This is a genomic window from Haematobacter missouriensis, from assembly GCF_000740775.1.
GTDB lineage: Bacteria > Pseudomonadota > Alphaproteobacteria > Rhodobacterales > Rhodobacteraceae > Haematobacter > Haematobacter missouriensis.
This window is the reverse complement of the sequence record NZ_JFGS01000046.1, coordinates 1-20,804: the sequence shown is the minus strand read 5'-3', so window position 1 is coordinate 20,804 and position 20,804 is coordinate 1. Positions and strand designations below refer to the sequence as shown.

23 protein-coding genes are annotated in these 20,804 nt (G+C 62.4%); 12 read left to right on the top strand and 11 right to left on the bottom strand.

Features of this window, described 5'->3' with window-relative positions:
- Window positions 1–212: 212 nt before the first annotated feature.
- A complete protein-coding gene (locus CG51_RS17335) occupies window positions 213–986 on the top strand; it encodes a 3-hydroxybutyrate dehydrogenase (protein WP_035747152.1) in 774 nt (257 codons plus the stop codon).
- Window positions 987–990: 4 nt separating this feature from the next.
- The gene (locus CG51_RS17330; protein WP_035747151.1) at window positions 991–2,049 is read left to right on the top strand and encodes a patatin-like phospholipase family protein; all 1,059 of its coding nucleotides are present in this window, start codon (window positions 991–993) and stop codon (window positions 2,047–2,049) included.
- Window positions 2,050–2,201: 152 nt separating this feature from the next.
- Here the strand turns inward: CG51_RS17330 and CG51_RS17325 are convergent, their stop codons facing one another.
- On the bottom strand, window positions 2,202–3,125 hold the full coding sequence (locus tag CG51_RS17325) for a pseudouridine-5'-phosphate glycosidase (protein ID WP_088233415.1): 924 nt from the start codon (window positions 3,123–3,125) through the stop codon (window positions 2,202–2,204).
- Window positions 3,122–4,018, bottom strand: coding sequence for a PfkB family carbohydrate kinase (locus tag CG51_RS17320; RefSeq protein WP_035747149.1), 897 nt, complete (start codon window positions 4,016–4,018; stop codon window positions 3,122–3,124). The genes CG51_RS17325 and CG51_RS17320 overlap by 4 nt, the downstream gene beginning before the upstream one ends.
- Window positions 4,019–4,214: 196 nt before the next feature.
- Here CG51_RS17320 and rpsB point away from each other — a divergent pair, with 196 nt between their 5' ends.
- Together rpsB and tsf are read left to right on the top strand one after the other, a co-directional pair.
- Entirely contained in the window at window positions 4,215–4,979 is a 765-nt protein-coding gene (gene rpsB / locus CG51_RS17315; protein ID WP_035747147.1) for a 30S ribosomal protein S2, read from the top strand.
- A 93-nt stretch (window positions 4,980–5,072) separates the two neighbouring features.
- Window positions 5,073–5,960 (top strand): translation elongation factor Ts, encoded by an 888-nt coding sequence (gene tsf / locus CG51_RS17310; protein WP_035747145.1) that lies wholly within the window; start codon window positions 5,073–5,075, stop codon window positions 5,958–5,960.
- Between the two features lie 289 nt (window positions 5,961–6,249).
- On the opposite strand, the gene CG51_RS17305 is transcribed toward tsf, so the two are convergent.
- Together CG51_RS17305 and rpe are read right to left on the bottom strand one after the other, a co-directional pair.
- Window positions 6,250–7,050, bottom strand: a complete 801-nt coding sequence (locus CG51_RS17305; RefSeq protein WP_035747144.1) for a helix-turn-helix transcriptional regulator — start codon at window positions 7,048–7,050, stop codon at window positions 6,250–6,252.
- Between the two features lie 130 nt (window positions 7,051–7,180).
- Entirely contained in the window at window positions 7,181–7,873 is a 693-nt protein-coding gene (gene rpe, locus CG51_RS17300; RefSeq protein ID WP_035747158.1) for a ribulose-phosphate 3-epimerase, read from the bottom strand.
- Between the two features lie 170 nt (window positions 7,874–8,043).
- On the opposite strand from rpe, the gene CG51_RS19730 reads away from it, so the two are divergent.
- From CG51_RS19730 to rutD, 5 genes are all read left to right on the top strand, one after another.
- Window positions 8,044–8,244, top strand: coding sequence for a helix-turn-helix domain-containing protein (locus CG51_RS19730; RefSeq protein ID WP_084695261.1), 201 nt, complete (start codon window positions 8,044–8,046; stop codon window positions 8,242–8,244).
- 272 nt (window positions 8,245–8,516) lie between these two features.
- A complete protein-coding gene (rutA, locus tag CG51_RS17295; protein WP_035747143.1) occupies window positions 8,517–9,602 on the top strand; it encodes a pyrimidine utilization protein A in 1,086 nt (361 codons plus the stop codon).
- Window positions 9,599–10,339 carry a pyrimidine utilization protein B gene (gene rutB / locus CG51_RS17290; RefSeq protein ID WP_035747142.1) on the top strand — a complete coding sequence of 247 codons (741 nt, stop codon included), beginning with the start codon at window positions 9,599–9,601 and terminating at the stop codon, window positions 10,337–10,339. Before rutA ends, rutB begins: the two co-directional genes overlap by 4 nt.
- Window positions 10,340–10,351: 12 nt before the next feature.
- On the top strand, window positions 10,352–10,738 hold the full coding sequence (rutC, locus tag CG51_RS17285) for a pyrimidine utilization protein C (protein WP_035747140.1): 387 nt from the start codon (window positions 10,352–10,354) through the stop codon (window positions 10,736–10,738).
- Between the two features lies 1 nt (window position 10,739).
- Window positions 10,740–11,513, top strand: coding sequence for a pyrimidine utilization protein D (gene rutD / locus CG51_RS17280; RefSeq protein ID WP_084695260.1), 774 nt, complete (start codon window positions 10,740–10,742; stop codon window positions 11,511–11,513).
- Here rutD and CG51_RS17275 read toward each other — a convergent pair whose 3' ends face one another.
- The 4 genes from CG51_RS17275 to CG51_RS17260 all read right to left on the bottom strand — a co-directional run bounded on the left by CG51_RS17275 (window position 11,514) and on the right by CG51_RS17260 (window position 13,602).
- A complete protein-coding gene (locus CG51_RS17275) occupies window positions 11,514–11,987 on the bottom strand; it encodes a periplasmic heavy metal sensor (protein WP_035747136.1) in 474 nt (157 codons plus the stop codon).
- Between the two features lies 1 nt (window position 11,988).
- The gene (locus CG51_RS17270; protein ID WP_051930820.1) at window positions 11,989–12,372 is read right to left on the bottom strand and encodes a hypothetical protein; all 384 of its coding nucleotides are present in this window, start codon (window positions 12,370–12,372) and stop codon (window positions 11,989–11,991) included.
- Window positions 12,365–12,949, bottom strand: a complete 585-nt coding sequence (locus CG51_RS17265) for an RNA polymerase sigma factor (RefSeq protein ID WP_035747135.1) — start codon at window positions 12,947–12,949, stop codon at window positions 12,365–12,367. The genes CG51_RS17270 and CG51_RS17265 overlap by 8 nt, the downstream gene beginning before the upstream one ends.
- A gap of 71 nt (window positions 12,950–13,020) precedes the next feature.
- Complete coding sequence (locus tag CG51_RS17260) at window positions 13,021–13,602, bottom strand: EF-hand domain-containing protein (protein WP_051930818.1); 582 nt, start codon at window positions 13,600–13,602, stop codon at window positions 13,021–13,023.
- Between the two features lie 134 nt (window positions 13,603–13,736).
- On the opposite strand from CG51_RS17260, the gene CG51_RS17255 reads away from it, so the two are divergent.
- Together CG51_RS17255 and CG51_RS17250 are read left to right on the top strand one after the other, a co-directional pair.
- A complete protein-coding gene (locus tag CG51_RS17255; protein ID WP_035747134.1) occupies window positions 13,737–14,153 on the top strand; it encodes a DUF983 domain-containing protein in 417 nt (138 codons plus the stop codon).
- The gene (locus CG51_RS17250; RefSeq protein WP_035747131.1) at window positions 14,150–14,833 is read left to right on the top strand and encodes an NUDIX hydrolase; all 684 of its coding nucleotides are present in this window, start codon (window positions 14,150–14,152) and stop codon (window positions 14,831–14,833) included. The genes CG51_RS17255 and CG51_RS17250 overlap by 4 nt, the downstream gene beginning before the upstream one ends.
- Here CG51_RS17250 and CG51_RS17245 read toward each other — a convergent pair whose 3' ends face one another.
- The 3 genes from CG51_RS17245 to CG51_RS17235 are packed head-to-tail and all read right to left on the bottom strand — an operon-like array spanning window position 14,834 to window position 17,304.
- Entirely contained in the window at window positions 14,834–15,721 is an 888-nt protein-coding gene (locus CG51_RS17245; protein ID WP_035747129.1) for a DMT family transporter, read from the bottom strand. It abuts the gene before it with no gap.
- Between the two features lie 39 nt (window positions 15,722–15,760).
- Entirely contained in the window at window positions 15,761–16,381 is a 621-nt protein-coding gene (locus CG51_RS17240) for a DUF1003 domain-containing protein (protein ID WP_084695259.1), read from the bottom strand.
- A 50-nt stretch (window positions 16,382–16,431) separates the two neighbouring features.
- A complete protein-coding gene (locus tag CG51_RS17235; RefSeq protein ID WP_233141246.1) occupies window positions 16,432–17,304 on the bottom strand; it encodes a DUF1223 domain-containing protein in 873 nt (290 codons plus the stop codon).
- Window positions 17,305–17,593: 289 nt separating this feature from the next.
- Between CG51_RS17235 and acnA the strand changes: the two genes are divergently transcribed.
- A complete protein-coding gene (gene acnA, locus CG51_RS17230; RefSeq protein ID WP_035747128.1) occupies window positions 17,594–20,350 on the top strand; it encodes an aconitate hydratase AcnA in 2,757 nt (918 codons plus the stop codon).
- The last annotated feature ends 454 nt before the right edge of the window (window positions 20,351–20,804 follow it).

Below are 20,804 nucleotides of genomic sequence, written 5' to 3'. Positions count from 1 at the left end.
CCACGGCCAGCGCCTGGCGTTTCTCCGATAACGACCTTACTGCTCGATAGGTTTCTTGCCTGTATGAAACCTGCCTCATACTACGCCCGCCTTGTGCGGGCGTTTTTTTTATTCCTTCCCGAGCGGTGCGACGATCGTGAGCGCAACGTCATCTGGCCTTTGCGTCCCCGGGACCTATTCTGCTCCCTGCGTGGAACATCTGGGAGAGACGCATGACGCTCAAGGGTAAGACGGCCATCGTGACGGGATCGACTTCGGGCATCGGGCTGGCCATCGCGCAGGAACTCGCGCGGCGGGGTGCGGACGTGGTGCTGAATTCCTTCACCGACCGCGAGGAAGACCATGAGATTGCCCGGCACATCGCGGAAGAAACCGGAGTCGCCGCCCGCTATGTGCAGGCGGATATGTCCAAGGCCGAAGATTGCCGTGGGATGATCGAAACCGTGGGGGCCTGCGATATCCTCGTTAACAATGCGGGCATCCAGTATGTCGCGCCGGTCGATGAGTTCCCCGTCGAAAAATGGGACGCGATCATTGCGATCAACCTCACATCCGCGTTTCATACGACGGCAGCGGCGCTTCCCCTGATGCGGGCGGCCGGCTGGGGACGGATCATCAACATCGCCTCCGCGCACGGGCTGCGGGCCTCGCCCTATAAATCGGCCTATGTCGCGGCGAAGCATGGTGTGGTTGGCTTCACCAAGACGGTGGCCTTGGAAACCGCGCGGGAAAAGATCACGTGCAACGCCATCTGTCCGGGTTACGTCCTGACCCCGCTGGTGGAAGCGCAGATTCCCGACCAGATGAAGACCCACAAGATGGATCGAGAAACGGTCATCAAGAACGTGATGCTGGAGCGCCAGCCTTCCCGCGAATTCGTCACCGTGGACGAGATCGCCGGCACGACGGCCTTCCTGTGCAGCGACCATGCAGCCCAGATCACCGGGACGACCATATCGGTCGACGGTGGATGGACAGCGGAGTAATCCTATGCGTGACACCTCCCACGAACCGCCGCGCCGCAAACGCATCAACCTTGCTCTGCAAGGGGGAGGCGCGCATGGCGCGTTCACCTGGGGGGTACTCACCCGCCTTTTGGAGGAGGAGGAGATCGAGATCGCCGCCATCTCCGGGACGTCGGCGGGCGCCTTGAACGGAGCCGCGCTGAAAGCTGGTCTGGCGGGCAGTGGCCGGGCGGAAGCCCAGGAACATCTGGATTGGCTCTGGGCCCAGATGGGTGCGGTCACCGATATGCGCCTGACCAACTGGATGACCGCGCTCTGGCCTGCCGCGCCGCTGATCGCCCGCATGGCGGAGGTCTGGCTGAGCGTCGGCGCGGTGGATTATCTGAGTCAGATCGTCAGCCCCTATTCCTACGGGCCGGCCTACATGAACCCGCTGGAACGCGTGGTGAAACGGCTGCATTTCGAAAAGGTCCGGGCCGACAGGGGACCGCGGCTTTACGTTTCTGCGACCAATGTCCGCACCGGCAAGATCCGTATCTTCGACAGTTGCGAGATTACCACGGATGTCATTCTCGCCTCCGCCTGCCTGCCGACGATCTTTCAAGCGGTGGAGATCGACGACCCGCATACCGGCCAACGTGAGGCCTACTGGGATGGCGGCTATGTCGGAAATCCGGCGCTCTTTCCGCTCTACGATCCAGCTCTGCCGGATGACATCGTCATCGTGAACATCAACCCCATGACGCGGGAGGCGCTGCCCATCACCCCGCTCGACATCGAGAACCGGGTGAACGAGATCAGCTTCAACGCGTCCCTGCTGCACGACCTGAGGGCGATCGCCTTCGTGAAAGAGCTTATCGCGGAGGGGAAGGTCGCGCGCGGGGCGATGAAGGATGTGAACATCCACATGATCTCTGACGACGCGCTGATGAACGACCTCTCGGCCACCACAAAGCTCCTGCCGACGCCGTTCTTCCTCAATGGTCTGCGGCAGGCGGGTTGGGCTGCGGCCGACCGGTTTCTCGCCGAGCACATGGAGGACCTCAACCAGCGATCGACCGCCGATATAAGCGCGATGCTCTAAAGGATGCGGAAAAAGTCGCGGGTTTATCTGGCCTTGAGCTGAACACCGGAAATCGGTCCGGTCATGCGCCAGAACCTGTTTCCGGGGCGTTCTTCAACCGTGTAGCGAAGATCCGTCCCGGAGCAACCTCGGAATACTTTTTCAGCGGACTGCTAGCCCTGCGGGGAGAGGGCGCGGGAGATCGCCGCGGCAAGGCGCGCATTGGAGAGAACGAGCTGGATATTCGTGGCGAGCGAGCGTCCTTCCGTCAGATCGAAGATGCGGGAAAGGAGGAAGGGCGTCACTTCCTTGGCGGCGATGCGCTGCGCCTCCGCTTCCGTGAGGGCCTGTTCTATGGCGGGGATCATCTCCTCCCGCGGGATTTCGTATTCCGCAGGTACCGGATTGGCGATGAGCTGCCCTCCGCCGAGTCCCAGTCCCGTGCGCATGGCATGGGCGGCCGCGATCTCCTCCGCCGTGTCCATGCGGAGCGGCGAGGGCAGGCCGGAGGAGCGTGACCAGAAGGCCGGGAAGTCATCCTGCCCGAAGGTGATGACCGGGACGCCTTCGGTCTCAAGAACCTCCAGCGTTTTCGGCAGGTCGAGGATGGCCTTGGCGCCGGCAGCGACCACCGTCACGGGAGTGCGGGCCAATTCCTTCAGGTCGGCAGAGATGTCGAAGCTGGTTTCTGCGCCGCGATGGACGCCGCCGATGCCCCCGGTGGCAAAGACTGCGATGTCTGCCATATGAGCCGCGATCATCGTTGCGGCTACGGTGGTTGCGCCGGTGCGGCGCTGTGCGAGACAGGCCGCGAAATCGGCGCGGGAGACCTTCATGACGTCATCCGCGTGCCCAAGCGCCTCCAGCTCTGCCTCCGTCAGCCCGATGTGGATCATGCCGTCGAGCAGGGCGATGGTGGCGGGAACGGCTCCTGCGGCGCGCACTTCCGCCTCCACCGCGCGCGCGGCTTCGACATTCTCGGGGTAGGGCATGCCATGAGTGATGATCGTCGATTCGAGCGCGACGATGGGCAGGCCACGCGCCTTCGCATCGGCGATTTCGGGGGCATAGATCAGGGGCAGGTCCACGGGGATCATGGCGTCTCTCCGGTTGCGGCGGCGGGCGCCGAGATGTGATGGGCCGCGGCAGCGAGGGCGGCGGCAAGTGCCGCTTCCACGGGCAGGCCCCGAAGCTCAGCCGCCATATGGGCGGCCACGAATGTGTCGCCTGCGCCGGTCACGCGCGCAACCCGAACCTGCGGGGGAAGGGCGCTGCACTCGCCCTCCCGGCTTGCGGCAACGACTGCGCGGGGGCCGTCCGTCACCACGACACGGCATGCACCCGCCGCGCGAACGGCCCGGGCCGCATCCGCTGCATCCTTCAGCGGACGCGACATGATCTCCTCCGCTTCCGCGCGGTTGAGATAGACCGTCGCGCGGGGATGGCCGAGCAGGGGAAGGAGACGCCGGGCCTTGCCTGGCCCGGCGGGCAGCAGGCGCAGATCAATGCGCGCCAGCGCAGGCACGGCAGAAAGCGCCGTGAGCGTGGCGGCGGGCAGGTTGCTTTCCACAAGAAGGGCCTCCGGCGGATCCGAGAGGCAGGCAACCGCCACGGTGAGGAGGGCGGATGCCGCGGCTTCCAGCGTACGGCTGTCGGCCACGGCGGCGACGAGGCCGGTTTCATCCTCTATGGCAAGATAGCGGTCCGCCGCATCGTCAGGCCGACGGAGGATATAGTCCACCCCGACACCTGCCCGCTGTGCTTCGTCAATCAGCGCATCTCCCTCCGAACCGCTGCCCGTGGCCGAGATCAGGCGCGCTCGCAGACCCTGTCGGACAAGAGCGCGGGCGACATTGAACGCTACGCCCCCCGGCAGACGTGAGATACGCCCCGGCACGTCCCCTCCGCGGGTAAGCGGAAGCGCCGCATGGGCAATGACATCCCAGTGAATCGCGCCAAGGCACAGGATGAGGGGAGTACCACCGGTCATGCTCCTTCAATGGCAGGGAGGCTGCACGCCGGCAAGGGATCGGGAGAACCTCTCTTGCAAATGTCCCGCACAGGTCTTATATGCGCGCTCACTTCACAGGCGAGGCTCGGGCCATCGGGGGAGGAATCCCCGAAAGGTCCACCGGTTGGGGAAACCCTATTGGCCTCGCTGCGGCGTAAACCGGAAAGGAAAAGACATGGCGCTTCCTGATTTCTCCATGCGTCAGCTTCTTGAAGCTGGCGTTCACTTTGGTCACCAGACCCAACGCTGGAACCCGCGCATGGCGCCGTATATCTACGGCGAGCGGAACGGGATCCATATCATCGACCTGACGCAGACCGTGCCCATGCTGGATGCGGCGCTGAACGTCATCCGTGAGACTGTCGCCAAAGGCGGCCGCGTGCTGTTCGTCGGCACGAAGCGCCAGGCTTCCGGTGCGATCGCGGAAGCTGCTGAAAAATCGGCACAATATTACATGAACCACCGCTGGCTGGGCGGCACGCTGACCAACTGGAAAACCGTTTCGCAGTCGATCCAGCGTCTGAAGCAACTCGACGAAGTGCTCTCCACCGGCGCTGAAGGTCTGACGAAGAAAGAGCGTCTCCACATGGAGCGCGAGCAGTCGAAACTTCAGGCTTCCCTCGGCGGTATCCGCGAGATGGGCGGCGTGCCGGACCTGCTCTTCGTCATCGACGTGAACAAGGAAGACCTCGCCATCGCGGAAGCCCAGAAGCTTGGCATCCCGGTCGTGGCCGTGGTCGATACCAACTGCTCGCCGAAGGGCGTGGACTACGTGATCCCGGGCAACGACGACGCGGCCCGCGCGATCGCTCTCTACTGCGACCTTGCGGCGCGTGCGGCTCTGGACGGCATGTCCGCTCAGCTCGGCGCTGCCGGTGTTGACCTCGGCGCGCTGGAGGATGCTCCGGCCGAAGAGCTCGACGAGACGCAGGACGCCTGATTTCGGTCCGGCTCCGGCCGGATCGTCATACCTTTGTTGCCGGGAGGGCTCATCAGCCTTTCCCGGCATTTTCGAGACAGAAGGAGAGCCCCGATGGCGATCACCGCCCAGATGGTTAAGGAACTGCGCGAATCCACCGGCGCAGGCATGATGGACGCCAAGAAAGCCCTGACCGAAACCGATGGCGACATGGAAGCGGCCGTTGACTGGCTGCGCACCAAGGGCCTCGCGAAGGCGGCGAAGAAATCCGGGCGCGTGGCTGCCGAAGGTCTTGTCGGCGTCGCCGTTGACGGCGGTCGCGGCGTTGCGATCGAGGTGAACTCGGAGACGGACTTCGTCGCGAAGAACGCCGACTTCCAGCAGCTCGTGCGCGAGATCACCAAGGTTGCGCTCGAAACCGGTGAGTCGGTCGAAGTGGTCAAGGCTGCTGATCTGAACGGCAAGACGGTGGACGAGGTGCTGACCGAAGCGATCGCTCGCATCGGTGAGAACATGACTCTCCGCCGGCTGCACGTTCTGGAGGGCGATACGGTCGTCTCCTATGTGCATAACGCCGCGACCGATGGCATGGGTAAGATCGGTGTGCTCGTCGCGCTGAACGGACCTGCCGACAAGGCGCAGGAGATCGGCAAGCAGATCGCGATGCACGTCGCCGCGACCAACCCGGCCTCGCTCTCCGACAAGGACATCGATCCGGCACTTGTTGAGCGTGAGAAGCACGTCCTGAGTGAACAGGCCCGTGAGTCCGGCAAACCGGAAGCGGTGATCGAGAAGATGATCGAGGGCCGGATGAAGAAGTTCTTCGAGGAGGTCACGCTCCTCGGCCAGAAATTCGTCATCAATCCCGATGTGACAGTGGCCGAAGCGGCCAAGGAAGCGGGTGTCGAAGTGACCGGTTTCGTCCGCGTCATGGTGGGCGAAGGCGTCGAGAAGAAAGAAGAGGACTTTGCTGCCGAGGTTGCCAAGACCCTCGCGGGCTGAAGTCGTTTCATATCTTGTCTAATGTGCGGTGCAGCCTGAAAAGGCTGCACCGCTGGCATTTCGGCCCCTTGGGAAGACCGATTTACCAGACGAAATGACGCCATGAAAACGACACCTTTCCGCCTTGGAGAGGATGGTCCTGAAATACCCAGTTTCCCCGCCCCACCATGTCCCACGGCCAAAGCCGCCACTCTCGGAACAACTGTAGGTTGGCAGGTCAGGCGGGAAACTAAAGTGGGGAAATCCATACCCTTTGCTGTATTGCAGCAAAAAGTTGGGGGAATACTCACTACCTGGGCGTTTCTTCGGCATACGCACAACTATTAGGCAAAAGGGCAGGCGGTCCGGACTGAATGAGCTGGGAGGAGAGCGCTTTCGCCACCGCCTGGGCCGTTGTTTCGGCGCCCAGCATCTCTCGGGCAAGCCTTAGGTGCTTCTCTGCTGTGGCTCTGCTTATCCCGAGAAGAGCCGCAATGTCCTGGACCGATTTCCCCGCCGCCGCCCATTCCAGAACTTCCCGCTGCCGCTTGGTCAAAATGGCAGTCACAATGGAGGGCACCGTTAACGCCTTCAGGTAAAAGATGCGGGTAAGAAGCAGAAGGAAGTCTTTCCTCTGCCCCCAAATCCGTTCCACATCGGCTTGATTTGCAGTATCGCGACAGGTCATCAAGTCGATTGCTGCACGTCTGCGGCTGCCTGTTTCGCCTAGAGCGATCGTGATCCCTCCGCGAATGCCATAGTTTCTCTGAAGGTCGAGCATCTTCTCTTCCTCGGGGCTAAGCTCGCCCCGATGGCGCTTGCGATAGATTTCGGACCACAGCAGAACACCGGAATTACTGGTGACCCATTTTACAATTGGGGAGCAGAAAAAGTTCTTTCCGCCATATGCGTGGCAAAAGCTCTTGTCGAGGTTGCTGATGAGCATTGTGCCCATCGGCGATGTCCGGAGAGGCAAGCCCGATGCCGGCCTTGCCTGGCCAAACAGGATGGCGTCAAATCCCTCTGCCACCAGGATCCTGGTATAAATTTCCCAGAGATCTTCGAAGTTTGCGGAATCTAGAAGTAAGTTAATCTTGTTGAAATCTGTCATTCGAATTTTTTAGATCTGAGAGTCCAGCCCCATCTTCACGATGGCACCGGCTTCTTCAAGAGTTTGCTAAAATTTTGGTAAACTATGCAAAGAAAAGTCGATAAACGGTGCAAAGCGGGTGACTCGAGCGTCACCCCAGGGCGGCCTCGGCTGCCGAGCGAAGCGCCGATATATTGCGGCCGTAAACCTCCGGCTGCTCCACGGAGCCGCCCCGGAAGGCAGCGGAACCGGCGACGAGCACATTTGCGCCAGCCGCCGCGACAAGTGGCGCTGTTTGCGGGTCAATTCCACCATCAACTTGCAGATGGATAGGCCGGTCGCCGATCATTTTCCGTGCATCGCGCACTTTGTCCACCAGTGCGGGAAGGAACTTTTGCCCACCGAATCCAGGATTGATCGTCATGACGAGGATAAGGTCGATTGCGTCGAGGATATGCTCCAGCCCGGCAAGAGGTGTCGTGACGTTCAGCGCAACGCCGGCCTTTTTGCCTTGCGCCCGAACGGCCTGAAGTGAGCGATGAAGATGCGGCCCGGCCTCCGCGTGGATGGTCAGGAGATCGGCTCCCGCCTTTGCAAAAGCTTCGATATAAGGGTCTGCCGGGGAGATCATCAGGTGAACATCCATGAACGTCGTCACATGGGGCCGGATCGCCGCTACGACATTCGGCCCGATGGTCAGGTTGGGCACGAAGTGGCCGTCCATAGGATCGACGTGAATCCAGTCTGCGCCCTGATCCTCGATCGCGCGTATTTCCGCGCCGAGGTTTGCGAAGTCCGCCGAAAGGATGGAAGGCGCAATCTTGATGGAACGGTTGAAGGTCATGGTAAGATCCTCTGCGACGAGTCCGAAAAGTCCATGCCAGATACAGAGCGGCAACGAAAGCTGAACCTGCATAGATTACATAATCTACGCTATAACAACTTTGGATGACCATCGAGTGGCTTCCATTCTGAGCGCGACATGCCCCACTTTCTGGCCTTTGTGGCTCAAGCATCATCCAGATTTCTCATCTGTCTTTCGAAGAGCGGCGCGCGTTGGCGCCGCTCGTGCATCAGAGGGTTCCGGCTGCGGCAATCGCGGCGCAACTCGATGGGCACTACTCTGCCATCTACCGCGAGATCCGGCGCAACTGCTGGCATGATCGTGAGGCATCCCAGACCGAGGTGTTCTCCACCAAGAACTTCGACTCTTGAGCTGTGACCGTGTCGGATCGAAAGGACATCCTGATGAAGCGACGTACAGCCCCTTGACGCTTGTCGAGGCGCCTAACTGGACCGCTGGCGGCTGATGAGGTCAGCTATCAAGCCGAAGGTCGCCCATCAAGGAGACACAGCGAAGATTGAGTAGCTCAAACTGCGGGCAGAAAGAAGAAAAGCACCCCTTCGTACACGGAATCGAAAGAAAATGTCTTCTCAGCGAAAAATTTTACCATACAGTCAAATTATCCGAACAGGGAGAAACCGAAATGGAAGTGGGTGTCTTCATTCCAATCGGCAACAACGGCTGGCTGATCTCCGAGACAGCGCCGCAGTACAAGCCGACCTTTGAGTTGAACAAGCAGATCACGCTGGCGGCCGAGCGGCATGGTTTCGACTTTGCTCTGTCGATGATCAAGCTGCGGGGCTTCGGCGGCAAGACCGAGTTCTGGGACTACAATCTGGAGAGCTTCACGCTGATGGCTGGCCTCGCGGCCGTTACCTCGCGGATCAAGCTGTTCGGCACTGCGGCGACGCTTGTAATGCCGCCTGCCATTGCGGCGCGCATGGCAACGACAATTGATTCAATATCCAATGGACGTTTCGGCATAAACCTTGTGACGGGTTGGCAGCGACCGGAGTATAGCCAGATGGGGTTGTGGCCGGGGGACGACTATTTCGGCGACCGTTACGAATATCTTGGAGAATATGCGACTGTTCTCCGGGATTTACTGGAAACTGGCCAATCCGACATGAAGGGCCGCTATTTCCAGATGGACGACTGTCATATGAAGCCCGTGCCGCAAGGGGATGTGAAGATCATCTGTGCCGGTTCTTCGGATAAAGGCATGGCATTCTCCGCAAAATATGCAGACTACAGCTTCTGTTTCGGCGTCGGCGTCAATACGCCTGCCGCCTTTGCCCCAACAAATCAACGACTGCTCGCTGCCACTGAAAAGACCGGGCGCGACGTGCGTTCCTTTGTGCTGACGATGATCATTGCGGAGGAGACGGCAAAGGAGGCCTGGGACAAATGGGAGCTTTATAAATCCGGTGCGGATGAGGAGGCGATCAAATGGTTGGGACTCCAGAGCGCCGCAGACACGAAATCCGGCTCCGATACCAACGTGCGGCATATGTCCAGCCCGGTATCCGCCGTCAACATCAACATGGGCACGCTCGTCGGCTCCTATGAGGAAGTGGCGGCGATGCTGGACGAGATGGCGGAGGTGCCGGGAACCGGCGGCGTCATGCTCACCTTCGATGATTTCCTGGAGGGCGTGGAAAAGTTCGGCACGCGCATCCAACCGCTGATGAAATCCCGCCGGCATATCCATGCGGAGGCGGCAGAATGAGCGCGCCTGTGGATACGCGCGGCGGCCGTAAAGGCGGACGCAGCGTGACCCTTCCCTCCCGCCCCGAGGCACTGATCGTCAATCCCGATGAGACGGCGGTCGTCGTGGTGGATATGCAGAACGCCTACTCCACGCCCGGCGGTTACGTGGATCGCGCGGGCTTTGACATCTCCGGCTCACGCTCTGTGATCGAAAATATAGCGCGGGTCGTGGAGGCCGCACGGGCGGCGGGCATGCCGGTCATCTACTTCCAGAACGGTTGGGATCCCGACTATGTCGAGGCAGGCGGCCCCGGCTCCCCGAACTATCACAAGTCTAACGCACTCAAATATATGCGGGCCAATCCTTCGGCAAAAGGTGAGCTTTTGTCAAAGGGCGGCTGGGATTACGCCATCGTCGATGAGCTGGTGCCTCAGGCGGGTGACATCGTGGTGCCGAAGACGCGTTATTCGGGATTCTTCAACTCCACCATGGATTCCACGCTGCGTGCGCGGGGCATCCGCAATCTGGTGTTCGTCGGCATCGCCACGAATGTCTGCGTGGAATCGTCGCTCCGCGATGCGTTCCATCTGGAGTATTTCGGCGTGGTACTGGAGGATGCGACGCATCATCTGGGGCCGAAGCTCATGCAGGATGCCGCGATCTATAATATCGAGACCTTCTTCGGCTGGGTCTCCACCACTGCTGATTTCTGCGGTGCGATCGGTCAGATCGCGCCCAGCGACGCGACCGTCTGAGAGAGGATCATCATGCCCACGGAAATCGTCGTCCCCGCAGGCAGCGGCAAGCCGCTCGCCCCCTATTCGCCCGGAACCAAGGCGGATGGGGTCGTTTATGTCTCCGGCACCCTACCCTTCGACAAGGACAACAATGTCGTTCATGTGGGCGATGCAGCGGCCCAGACGCGGCATGTGCTGGAACTCATCAAGTCGGTGATCGAAACGGCGGGCGGCACGATGGAGGATGTGACGATGAACCACATCTTCCTGACGGACTGGGAAAATTATGGCGCGATCAACAAGGTTTACGCCGAGTTTTTTCCTGGCGACAAACCGGCGCGGTACTGTGTGCAGACGGGTCTGGTGAAGCCTGATGCCTTGGTCGAGATCGCCACCGTCGCGCATGTCGGCAAGTAGATTGCACTTCGACATCCATGAGGGACCGGAGGGGGCGGAGACCGTCGTCCTCTCCTCCGGGCTTGGCGGATCCGCGGGGTACTGGTCGGCTAACCTGCCCGCGCTCACAGCGCGCCACCGTGTCGTGACCTACGATCATCGTGGCTGTGGGCGGACGGGCGGCTCTGTGCCTGATGGCACGACGATCACCGATATGGCCGATGATCTGGAGGAGGTGCTCGATGCCTCCGCCACGTCACGCGCCCATGTTGTGGGGCACGCGCTCGGCGGGCTGATCGGGCTGGACCTGGCCCTGCGCGGTCCGGAACGTGTGGCAAGCCTGACGCTCATCAACGCGTGGAGCCGGGTGGATGGCCAGTCGCTGCGCTGTTTCGAGGCGCGGCTTTCCCTGCTGGATCACGCGGGTGTGCCCGCCTTTGTGAAGGCGCAGCCGCTGTTTCTCTATCCAGGCGAGTGGATGGCCGCGCGTCCGGAACACATGGCGGCGGAGGAGGCGCATGGCGTCGCCCATTTTCAGGGAGCAGAGAATGTGAAACGCCGCATCGCCGCCCTTGCCTCCTTCGATCGCGACGACCGGTTGGGTGAGGTCGCCGTCCCGGTTCTGGTTCTGGCGACGCGGGACGATCTGCTTGTCCCATGGAGCCGCTCCCGCCGGCTGGCTGAAGGGATAGCAGGTGCTCGTTTCGTGCTGGAACCGGAGGGCGCGCATGCGGTGAACGTCACGCGGCCGGAGCGGTTCGATACCATACTGGCCGACTTCCTGCGCAGTGTCTGATTACTTGCTCTCGCGGCGTTCGTCGCGAGAGCGTTTCGGGCCACTCTCCAGCCGCTCGGCAAAGGCGGAGCGGGCCTCCGGCGTCATCGCCGCGATCCGGTCGAGCAGCAGGCCCTGCCCCATCCGGAAGCCCTCGTCGGCCCGCTGTCGCTGTGCCTCGAACAGTCGCTGGACCGCAGCCCGATCGAACGGTTCCGCGCGCAAGAGGCCGGAGAGGGCCTGCCGTTCCTCCTGCATTCGCCCGCGGAAATTCGTGTCCCGGCTTTGCGTGATGAAAGCGCGCCTGAGCGCTTCGCGATCCTCCGGGGCAAGCGCGTAGGTATAGGGTCCAAAGCCGATCCCGCCCGGCGGAGGGCCTCTGTGGAAGAGGTAGGCACCCACCAGAAAGCCCGCGACGATAAGGTTGAGTCCAAGCGAGGCCACGAGCACAAGACGTGTCGTACGGCTCATGCGGAGCGGGGGTTCGGTCGTCATCTCATTCCTCCGCCGCTGCCATGTCGAAGGGCGCGGCCATCAGATCAATCGTGGTATTCTCGGCGGTGTCCGGCAGGGCCTGTGCAGCGAGGCCGCGCACGGCTTCCGGCATCGCGATTCCGAGCCAAAGACCTGCAACGGTTGCCGTTGCCAGCCCGGTGAGGCCCTGCCATCCGCCCAGCAGGGCGAACCACCTGCGCCGCAGGGGGGGCTCTGCCCGTGGCGGGGGCGCCGTGGCGGTATCCCGGCGTTCGTGCTCCGCGTCCGCCAAGACCCGCGCGAGCAACTCCCCGTCGGGGGTGGGAGGCGCCATCCTGCCTGCCGCGAAGAAGACATCCAGCTCGGGAAAATCGTCCCCGCCGGTTTCCGTGTTGCGATCAGCCATGTCGATACCCTAGTTCTTCACGTCTCCCGGCGAGCCGCGAGGCCAGCATACGTTTGCCCCTTGCCAGAAGGCTTTCCACCGCTTCCACCCCTATTTCCATCACCGCAGCGATCTCCGGGTTCGACAGGCCTTCCAGATGGCGCAGCACCACTGCCTGCCGTTGCCTTTCCGGCAACAGGGTCAGCGCATTTTCCAGCGCGCGCGCTCTGTCTGCCTCCATCAACCCCTCATCCACGCCGGGGCGGTCGTCCTCAGGTTCCGCGATCTGGTCCAGCGCCACGCTGCGCCGCCGCCGGAGACGGTCGGTGCAGAGGTTGGAGGCGACGCGGTAGAGCCAGGTGGAGACCTGCGCCTCCCCCCGTCGCCACTCTGCAGCGACGCGCCAGAGCCGCAGCATCGCCTCCTGTGCGACATCCTCCGCTTCCGCGCGGTCTCCCAGCATGCGTGCCGCGAAGGAAAGGACGCGCGGCGTGAACCGCAAGGTCAGCGCACGCGCAGCGGCGGCATCGCCGTTGGCGTAGAGGACGAGCAAGGTCTCGTCCGGCACGTCAGCAAGGTCGTCGAGCGGCATGGACATGTCCGAAAGGCGTATTCGAGGCGGAGGGCAGGCTCAAGGTGCGGAAACCCGCCCCATGAGCCTGCTCATCCTCAGTTCGCGTCCGGTTCCGGACGGGCGGGAGGCTGCGGCATGGGATGCCGTCCCTCGCCCTTGCCCCAGGCGTGCGGGCCCTTCGGACCGCGTTGCGCCATCCGCTCCTGCATCCGGGTACGGGCCGCGTCCGCCTCCTCCCGGGTCACTACACCATCGCCATCGGTGTCGATCCTGTCGAACAGGCGACGCGTCATCTGCATGCCGCCCCCCTCCCCGAACCCGCCGGAGGCGAGCAGTTCATCGGCGCCGAGCCGGCCATCGCCATTCGCATCGCGGCGGTCGAAAAGTTCATCGACTTGGCGTTCGATCCGCTGCTTGGCAAGCGCGAGGCGGAAGTTCACGATCTCTTCCTTGGAGAGATAGCCGTCGCCATTGGCGTCCAGCCCCGCCACTGCGGCGGCGCGGGCGGCCTGGACCTCGTCCCATGTCACCCGGCCGTCGCCATTGGCGTCAAGCCGGTCGAACATGCCGTGCGGTCCGCGCGGCCCCTGCTCCGGGGGTCGATCCTGCGCGACGGCAAGGCCCGGTAGCGCGAGCGTGGCAAGGATCAGCGCGGCTCCTGCTGTTCTGAGTTTCATCGGTCGCTCCTGTCTGAAGGACGCCGGATCGTTCCGGCTGTCCTCCTCCTAACGGACGAGACGCGAGGTTCCGTCGCTCTCCCCCCTTCCCATTGTCCGAGGGATGGGCCACCTTGGTGCTGAGGAGACGCGTCATGACCGAAACCACTGCTTCCATCCTGCCAAAGTCGGCTTCCGATTCTGATGTCGAACGCCCCTTCTGGCCCGCGGTTCTGCGAGGCTGGCGTGGGCGCTGCCCCGCCTGTGGGGAAGGACGCATCATGGAGGGGTATCTGAAGGTGCGTCAAACCTGTCCTTCCTGCGGCGAAGATTTGAGCCATCAGCGGGCAGATGACGGGCCGGCCTATATGACGATCCTTGTGGTCGGTCACATCATGGCGCCGCTGATCCTTGTGGTATTCAACACATGGAGACCTTCCCCGCTTGTGCTGATCACGACCTTCTCCATCGGTACGGTCGCCCTGTCGCTCTGGCTTCTTCCACGGTTCAAGGGGGCGCTGGTGGGTCTGCAATGGGCCAAGCGGATGCATGGTTTCGGGGGCCGCAGATGAGCGCGGATACCCTGCCCGTCCGCATCCGCGACGCCGCGACCACCATCGTTGTCCGGGCTGATGGTCCGGTCCCCCGCGTACTCATGGGACAGCGGGGCAAGAGCGCTGCCTTCATGCCGGAGAAATTCGTCTTTCCGGGGGGCGCCGTCGATCCCTTCGACGGCAGCGTGCCTTTTGCCACACCGCTCGATCCGCAGGTTGCCACGCGTCTTTCCCATGATTCCAACGAACGGCTGATCCCGGCGCTCGCCGGTGCGGCAATTCGTGAATTGTGGGAGGAGACAGGTCTTGCCCTTGGGCGGCCCGGCACCTGGACGGGAGAAGTCCCCGATGACTGGGCGGGTTTCGCGGCGGCGGGGCTGTTGCCCGCCGCGGGGTCGCTTGATTTCGTCTTCCGTGCCATCACCCCTGACGGGCGCCCCCGCCGCTTCGATGCGCGGTTCTTTCTTGTGGACGCTACAGAGCTGGTGGGCGATCTGGACGACTTCTCCCGAGCCTGCGACGAACTTTCAGATCTTCAGTGGATTCCCCTGCCGGAAACCCGCTCCTTCAACCTGCCGTTCGTGACGGAGGTGGTTCTGGGCGAGATTTCGCGCGCTGTTCGCGAAGGTGGGCGACCAGCGAGTGTGCCTTTCTTCGACAACCGCACGGCGCGATCCGTCTTCTCCCGCATTGGCTGATCAGCGAAGCGTGAGCACCAGAAGCAGGATGCTTCCCAGCACCAGCGCGATGCCGAGGTATTCGCGCGGTGTGATACGCTCCCGAAAGACAATCCATGAGGCAGCGATGGTAAAGACCATCTCCACCTGCCCGACAGCACGCACATAGGTAGCATTCTGCAGCGCGAACGCGGTGAACCAGCATAGCGAGGCCATCATGCCCGACAGGCCGATCACCGCAGTTACCCGCCAAGCTCGTGCCACGCGCAAAATGGCGCCCCGCTCCCGGAGTGAGAGCCAAAGGCCCATGGCGAGGGTCTGAAAGCTGGTCACGCAGGCCAGCGTGAAGGCGGCTCGGAGAAGCGCGCTCCCCTCTCCCAGCGCCAGCGTTGCGCCCCGGTATCCTATGGCAGAAACTCCGAACCCTGCCCCGGCCGCTATGCCGAGCGCGGCCGAGCGGCTGAGAATGCTGGCACTGCCGGGTTTGCGGGAAAGAGTCAGGATCCCCGCGACACCCAGAAGGATCGCACAGAGCGCGAGCGGAGAGACCGCCTCCCCCAGCGCCACGGCGGAGAACAGGGCGACCTGCAGCGTTTCCGTCTTGGTGAATGCCATGCCAACCGCAAAATTTCGCTCTCCGAACAGGGCGAGCGTGGCGAGCGTCCCGAGGATCTGCCCCACGCCGCCGCCAAGCGCAAAGACCCAGAACATCGCGGGCGTTTCGGGCCATCCTAGCCCGGAACTTCCCCAAGCCAGCGAAGCGAAGATGATGGCAAAGGGAGCGGCGAACAGGAACCGGGCGTAACTGGCGGCGCCTGTTGAAAGGCCAGTGTCCTTCAGCCGCTTTTGGAGCAGGAAGCGCACTGTCTGAAGAAGTGCGGCGGCGACGGTAACGGGGATCCACAGCATGCGGCTGCTGTGCCATGTTGTCGCAGGAATGGGAACGGCTTATGACTTCGGTGACGCCTCTTGCGGCAGATTGTGGAGCGCCTGCCGCAGCAGATCTCCCAGCAGTGTGATCTGCTCCTCCTGTTTGGAGACGATCGCACGAAGCTCCTCGTTCCGCATCCGGTCGAGCTTTTCGTGCAGGGCCATGATCTCGATTTCCGACTTCAGGTTCACCTCATAGTCATGGCTGGCGTTCAACCGGTCCTTCTCGGCCTGCCGGTTCTGGCTCATCATGATGATGGGTGCCTGAAACGCGGCGATCATCGAGAGAATCAGGTTGAGAAAGATGAACGGATAGGGGTCGGGCGCCTCGCCGCGCGCCAGCGTGTTTCCGAGCGTCCATAGCGTCAGAAAACCGGTGAAGCACAGAATGAAGGTCCAGGAACCGCCGAACCGTGCCACCTCATCCGCCAGCCGGTCGCCAATGTCGCGCCGGGAGTCGAATCTTCGGTTCATGTCCGTGGCGACGGTGCGCCGGCTGAGTAGCCGACGGATGACGTTGCGTTCCCGTGGACCTATCTTCTCTGGCTCAAGATAATGGGCCGCAGTGGCCTCTATCTTGCCCGGGTCCGGGGTTTCAGGCGTTCCGCCGGGGGGGATGTCGCAGTCGTCCTGGGTCATCGGGGTCTCCGCTGCTTTGGCGGATGCTAGCCTGGAGTTGGCCCGGAGCGCTACTGCACCCGTGCAGCGGCCAGTATGGGCCCCTGACCCGCCCGCTGAAACAATACCGCCGCTGGCTCTGTTCCTTCGATACGGACGCGGAAGCGCAGCGTACCTGTGCCGTTCCATCGTCCGAGCGTTTTCCAATCGCTGACGATATTGTGGTAGCTGATTGTCCGTCCGGCATTCTCGCCGTCGTCGATCCTCACCGTTTCCTCTGGTTTGTAGCGCACGAGCTGCACCACGATCTCCCCCGGCGCAGGTGTGCCCTGCGGCCCGTCGAGACTGGCAATGGACGCCGCCGCCGTCGCATCACGCGGATCGCTCGCCACCGCTTCGACCAGCGCCGTATCCCCGTCCACACGGATGCGAAGGCGGAGTGTCGATGCCTGCGCGAGATGCGCCCGGATGATTTCCCCGATGGCGGCGAAGTCATTGCCGATAAGCTGCTCCTGCCCGCCGACGATGACCTGCGGCGTATAGATCATCTTGGCTCCGGCAACGCGGGCGTAGGTCTTTTGCCGCTTCGTTGCCTCTGCCCGGGCAAAGCCGTCCGCCCAGCCGATATAGTCCCAGTAGTCCACATGCAGCGCCAGTGCGATCACGTCGCTGCGTTCCGCCAGCTCGCCCAGAAAAGCATCGGCGGGCGGGCAGGCAGAGCAACCCTGCGCGGTGAACAGCTCGACCACGGCAACACGCGGTGCCTCGACTGCACCGGGAAGCGGATCGGCGGGTTGGGGTGAAACGGGCTGGCCTGACGCATGATCCTGCGCCAGAAAGTTCATCGATGGTGCCTCGCTCCAGCCGCCTCCCGTCTCCTGCGCCGCGACCGGCCCGCCAAGACCGATGACGAGGGCGAAAGCGGTGCAGATTCGGCGATGCATCTTCTGTCCTCCGACCATTCTCCCTGACTCGGTGGTAGTGAAGCGACCGTGGCAAGGCCAATCAAGGTTTTGCGAGGGCGAAGCGATGGCTTTTCACGGCGTTGCGCGCAGGCAACACTCGCCCGTCCATGCCGTTCCGGCAATGATCGGCCCCTCCTGATAATGCTGCTTCCGCTCTGGCGGTGGGCAGTGCACAACGGTATACATTAGCTCGCCGCCCCTTGAACAGAGGGCGCCATTGCGGCATAGCGGCATCAGCGACACCCCCTGAAGACGGAAGGGAGCCAATATGCCCATCATGGTCGGTAAAGACACCGCCGGGACGCGCAAGACGCTGACCGCTGGCGGCAAGACGTATTCCTACTACTCCATACCGGCAGCGGAGGCGGCAGGGCTCGGCGATTTCTCGAAACTCCCCGCCTCGCTGAAGGTGGTCCTCGAGAACATGCTCCGCTTCGAGGATGGCGGTTTCACCGTCTCCGTGGAGGATGTCAAAGCCTTCGCCGAATGGGCGAAACTCGGCGGCAAGAACCCGCGGGAGATCGCCTATCGTCCGGCGCGCGTGCTGATGCAGGACTTCACCGGCGTTCCCGCCGTAGTGGACCTCGCGGCGATGCGGGACGGGATCATCGCGCTTGGCGGCAACGCACAGAAGATCAACCCGCTGAACCCCGTCGATCTGGTCATCGACCACTCCGTGATGATCGACGAATTCGGCAACCCCCGCGCCTTCCAGGTCAACGTCGATCTGGAATATGAGCGCAACATCGAGCGCTACCAGTTCCTGAAATGGGGCCAGAACGCGTTCAACAACTTCCGCGTTGTTCCGCCGGGCACTGGCATCTGCCACCAGGTAAACCTGGAATATCTTGCGCAGACCGTGTGGACCGACACCGATCAGGACGGCAACGAGGTTGCCTATCCTGATACGCTGGTCGGCACAGACTCGCACACGACCATGGTGAACGGCCTTGCTGTGCTTGGCTGGGGCGTTGGCGGGATCGAGGCGGAAGCGGCCATGCTGGGGCAGCCCGTTTCCATGCTCATCCCCGAAGTCGTCGGATTCAAGCTCACCGGCAAGATGGTTGAGGGCACTACCGCGACCGACCTCGTGCTGAAGGTCGTGCAGATGCTCCGCAAGAAGGGCGTGGTCGGGAAATTCGTCGAATTCTACGGCGAGGGCCTGGATCACCTGCCGCTCGCAGACCGGGCGACCATCGCCAACATGGCCCCGGAATACGGTGCGACCTGCGGCTTCTTCCCCATCGACAACGAGACGCTGAGGTACCTGCGCAACACCGGACGGGATGAGGACCGGATCGCACTGGTCGAAGCCTATGCCAAGGAAAACGGCATGTGGCGCGGCGCGGATTACGAGCCGGTCTATACCGATACGCTTCATCTCGACATGGCGGAAATCGTTCCGGCAATCTCCGGCCCGAAACGCCCGCAGGACTACACGCCGCTGAGCCTCGCCGCCCGTTCGTTCTACAAGACGGTGAGCGAATACCGCGGCATCGACATGTCCGTCGCCGCGGATGAAATGGCGGAAGAAGGTGGCGGTGTCATCTCCACCGGGCAGGACGTGCGCAAGACCGTGGCGGTCGAAGGCACGGACTACACCATTCGGGACGGCTCCGTGGTGATCGCTGCCATAACCTCCTGCACAAACACGTCGAACCCCTATGTGATGATTGGCGCCGGTCTTGTCGCGCGGAAGGCGCGGGCTCTTGGCCTGACGCGGAAGCCCTGGGTGAAGACCTCTCTGGCCCCGGGATCGCAGGTGGTTGCCGAATATCTGAACGCCGCCAATCTTCAGGAAGATCTGGATGCGCTCGGCTTCAACCTTGCCGGCTTCGGCTGCACGACCTGCATCGGCAACTCCGGCCCACTGGGCGATCCGGCGATCTCCAAGGCGATCAACGAGAACGATCTGGTCGCGACCGCCGTGCTTTCGGGCAACCGCAACTTCGAAGGGCGGATCTCGCCGGACGTGCGGGCGAACTATCTCGCCTCTCCGCCGCTGGTCGTCGCCTATGCCATCGCGGGTGACGTCAACATCAACCTGACCAAAGACCCGATCGCACAGACGCCGGATGGCAAGAATGTCTACCTGAAGGACATCTGGCCGACCAATGAGGAGATCGCCGAACTGGTCGAAGCGACGGTGACCCGGCAGGCGTTCCAATCCAAATACGCCGACGTGTTCAAGGGCGACGAGAAGTGGCAGGCGGTGGAGACGACCGACTCCGAAACCTACGACTGGCCGCCGACCTCCACCTACATCCAGCATCCCCCCTACTTCCAGGGTATGGCGCGGGAGCCAGGCGTCATCACGGATATCAAGGGTGCCCGCATCCTCGCCGTGCTCGGCGACATGATCACGACCGACCACATCTCCCCCGCAGGGTCTTTCAAGCCGACGACCCCGGCCGGGAAATATCTGGTGGAACGGCAGGTCGCCCAGAAGGACTTCAACTCCTACGGCTCGCGCCGCGGGAACCATGAGGTCATGATGCGCGGCACCTTCGCCAACATCCGCATCAAGAACGAGATGCTGGACGGGGTCGAGGGCGGCTATACCAAGGGCCCTGACGGAGAGCAGACCTCCATCTTCGACGCGGCGATGGAGTACAAGGCGGAGGGCATTCCGCTCGTCATCTTCGGCGGTGTGGAATACGGCGCCGGCTCGTCGCGCGACTGGGCGGCCAAGGGCACCAACCTGCTTGGCGTGAAGGCGGTGATCGCGGAGAGCTTCGAGCGGATCCACCGGTCGAACCTCGTCGGCATGGGTGTCATCCCGTTCGAGTTCACCGAGGGTCAGAACCGCAAGAATCTCGGCCTCAAGGGCGATGAAACGGTGGAGATCGATGGCCTTGCGGGCGACTTCAAGCCGCTCTCGCTCGTGCCCTGCACCATCACCTCGCCCGATGGCTCGGTGAAGAACATCACGCTCAAGGCCCGCGTCGATACCGAGGTGGAAATCGAATACCTCAAGAACGGCGGCGTGCTGCACTACGTGCTGCGGAACCTCGCCAAAAGCTGAACCGAGCCGCACAGGGTTCGCCAGATATCTCCCCCCGGAGGCAACTCCGGGGGGTTTTGTATTAAATCCGGGGGGTTTTGTATTAAAGGAAAGCAGAAAACCGCTCCCGCCCGCCGCTGTGTTCCGACTCCTATTCGGTCTTTTAAAGGGAGCGAGAACGGTTGAACTTACTCCGGCATTCGCGAGATCGGTTTCTGAATGGTCGGACATGTAAAGACTTCCGACTGGATTCGGCCATATCGTGAGAGATTTTGGTCACACGCAGACCTGAAAGGCTTTTGGCAGCCTGTTAAGCGCTGTTCGCTGCCGTCGAAATAGAGCCTGTCACTTCCTTTCAAACGCCTGTGAGACGCAGATCCAGGGAAAAGGCAGCGGTCGGCTTTTTCGTGGATAGTCATCGCATATTCCTCGTACACGCCCGCGATTGCGGATTCCAATGAAGTCGGCCAGGGAT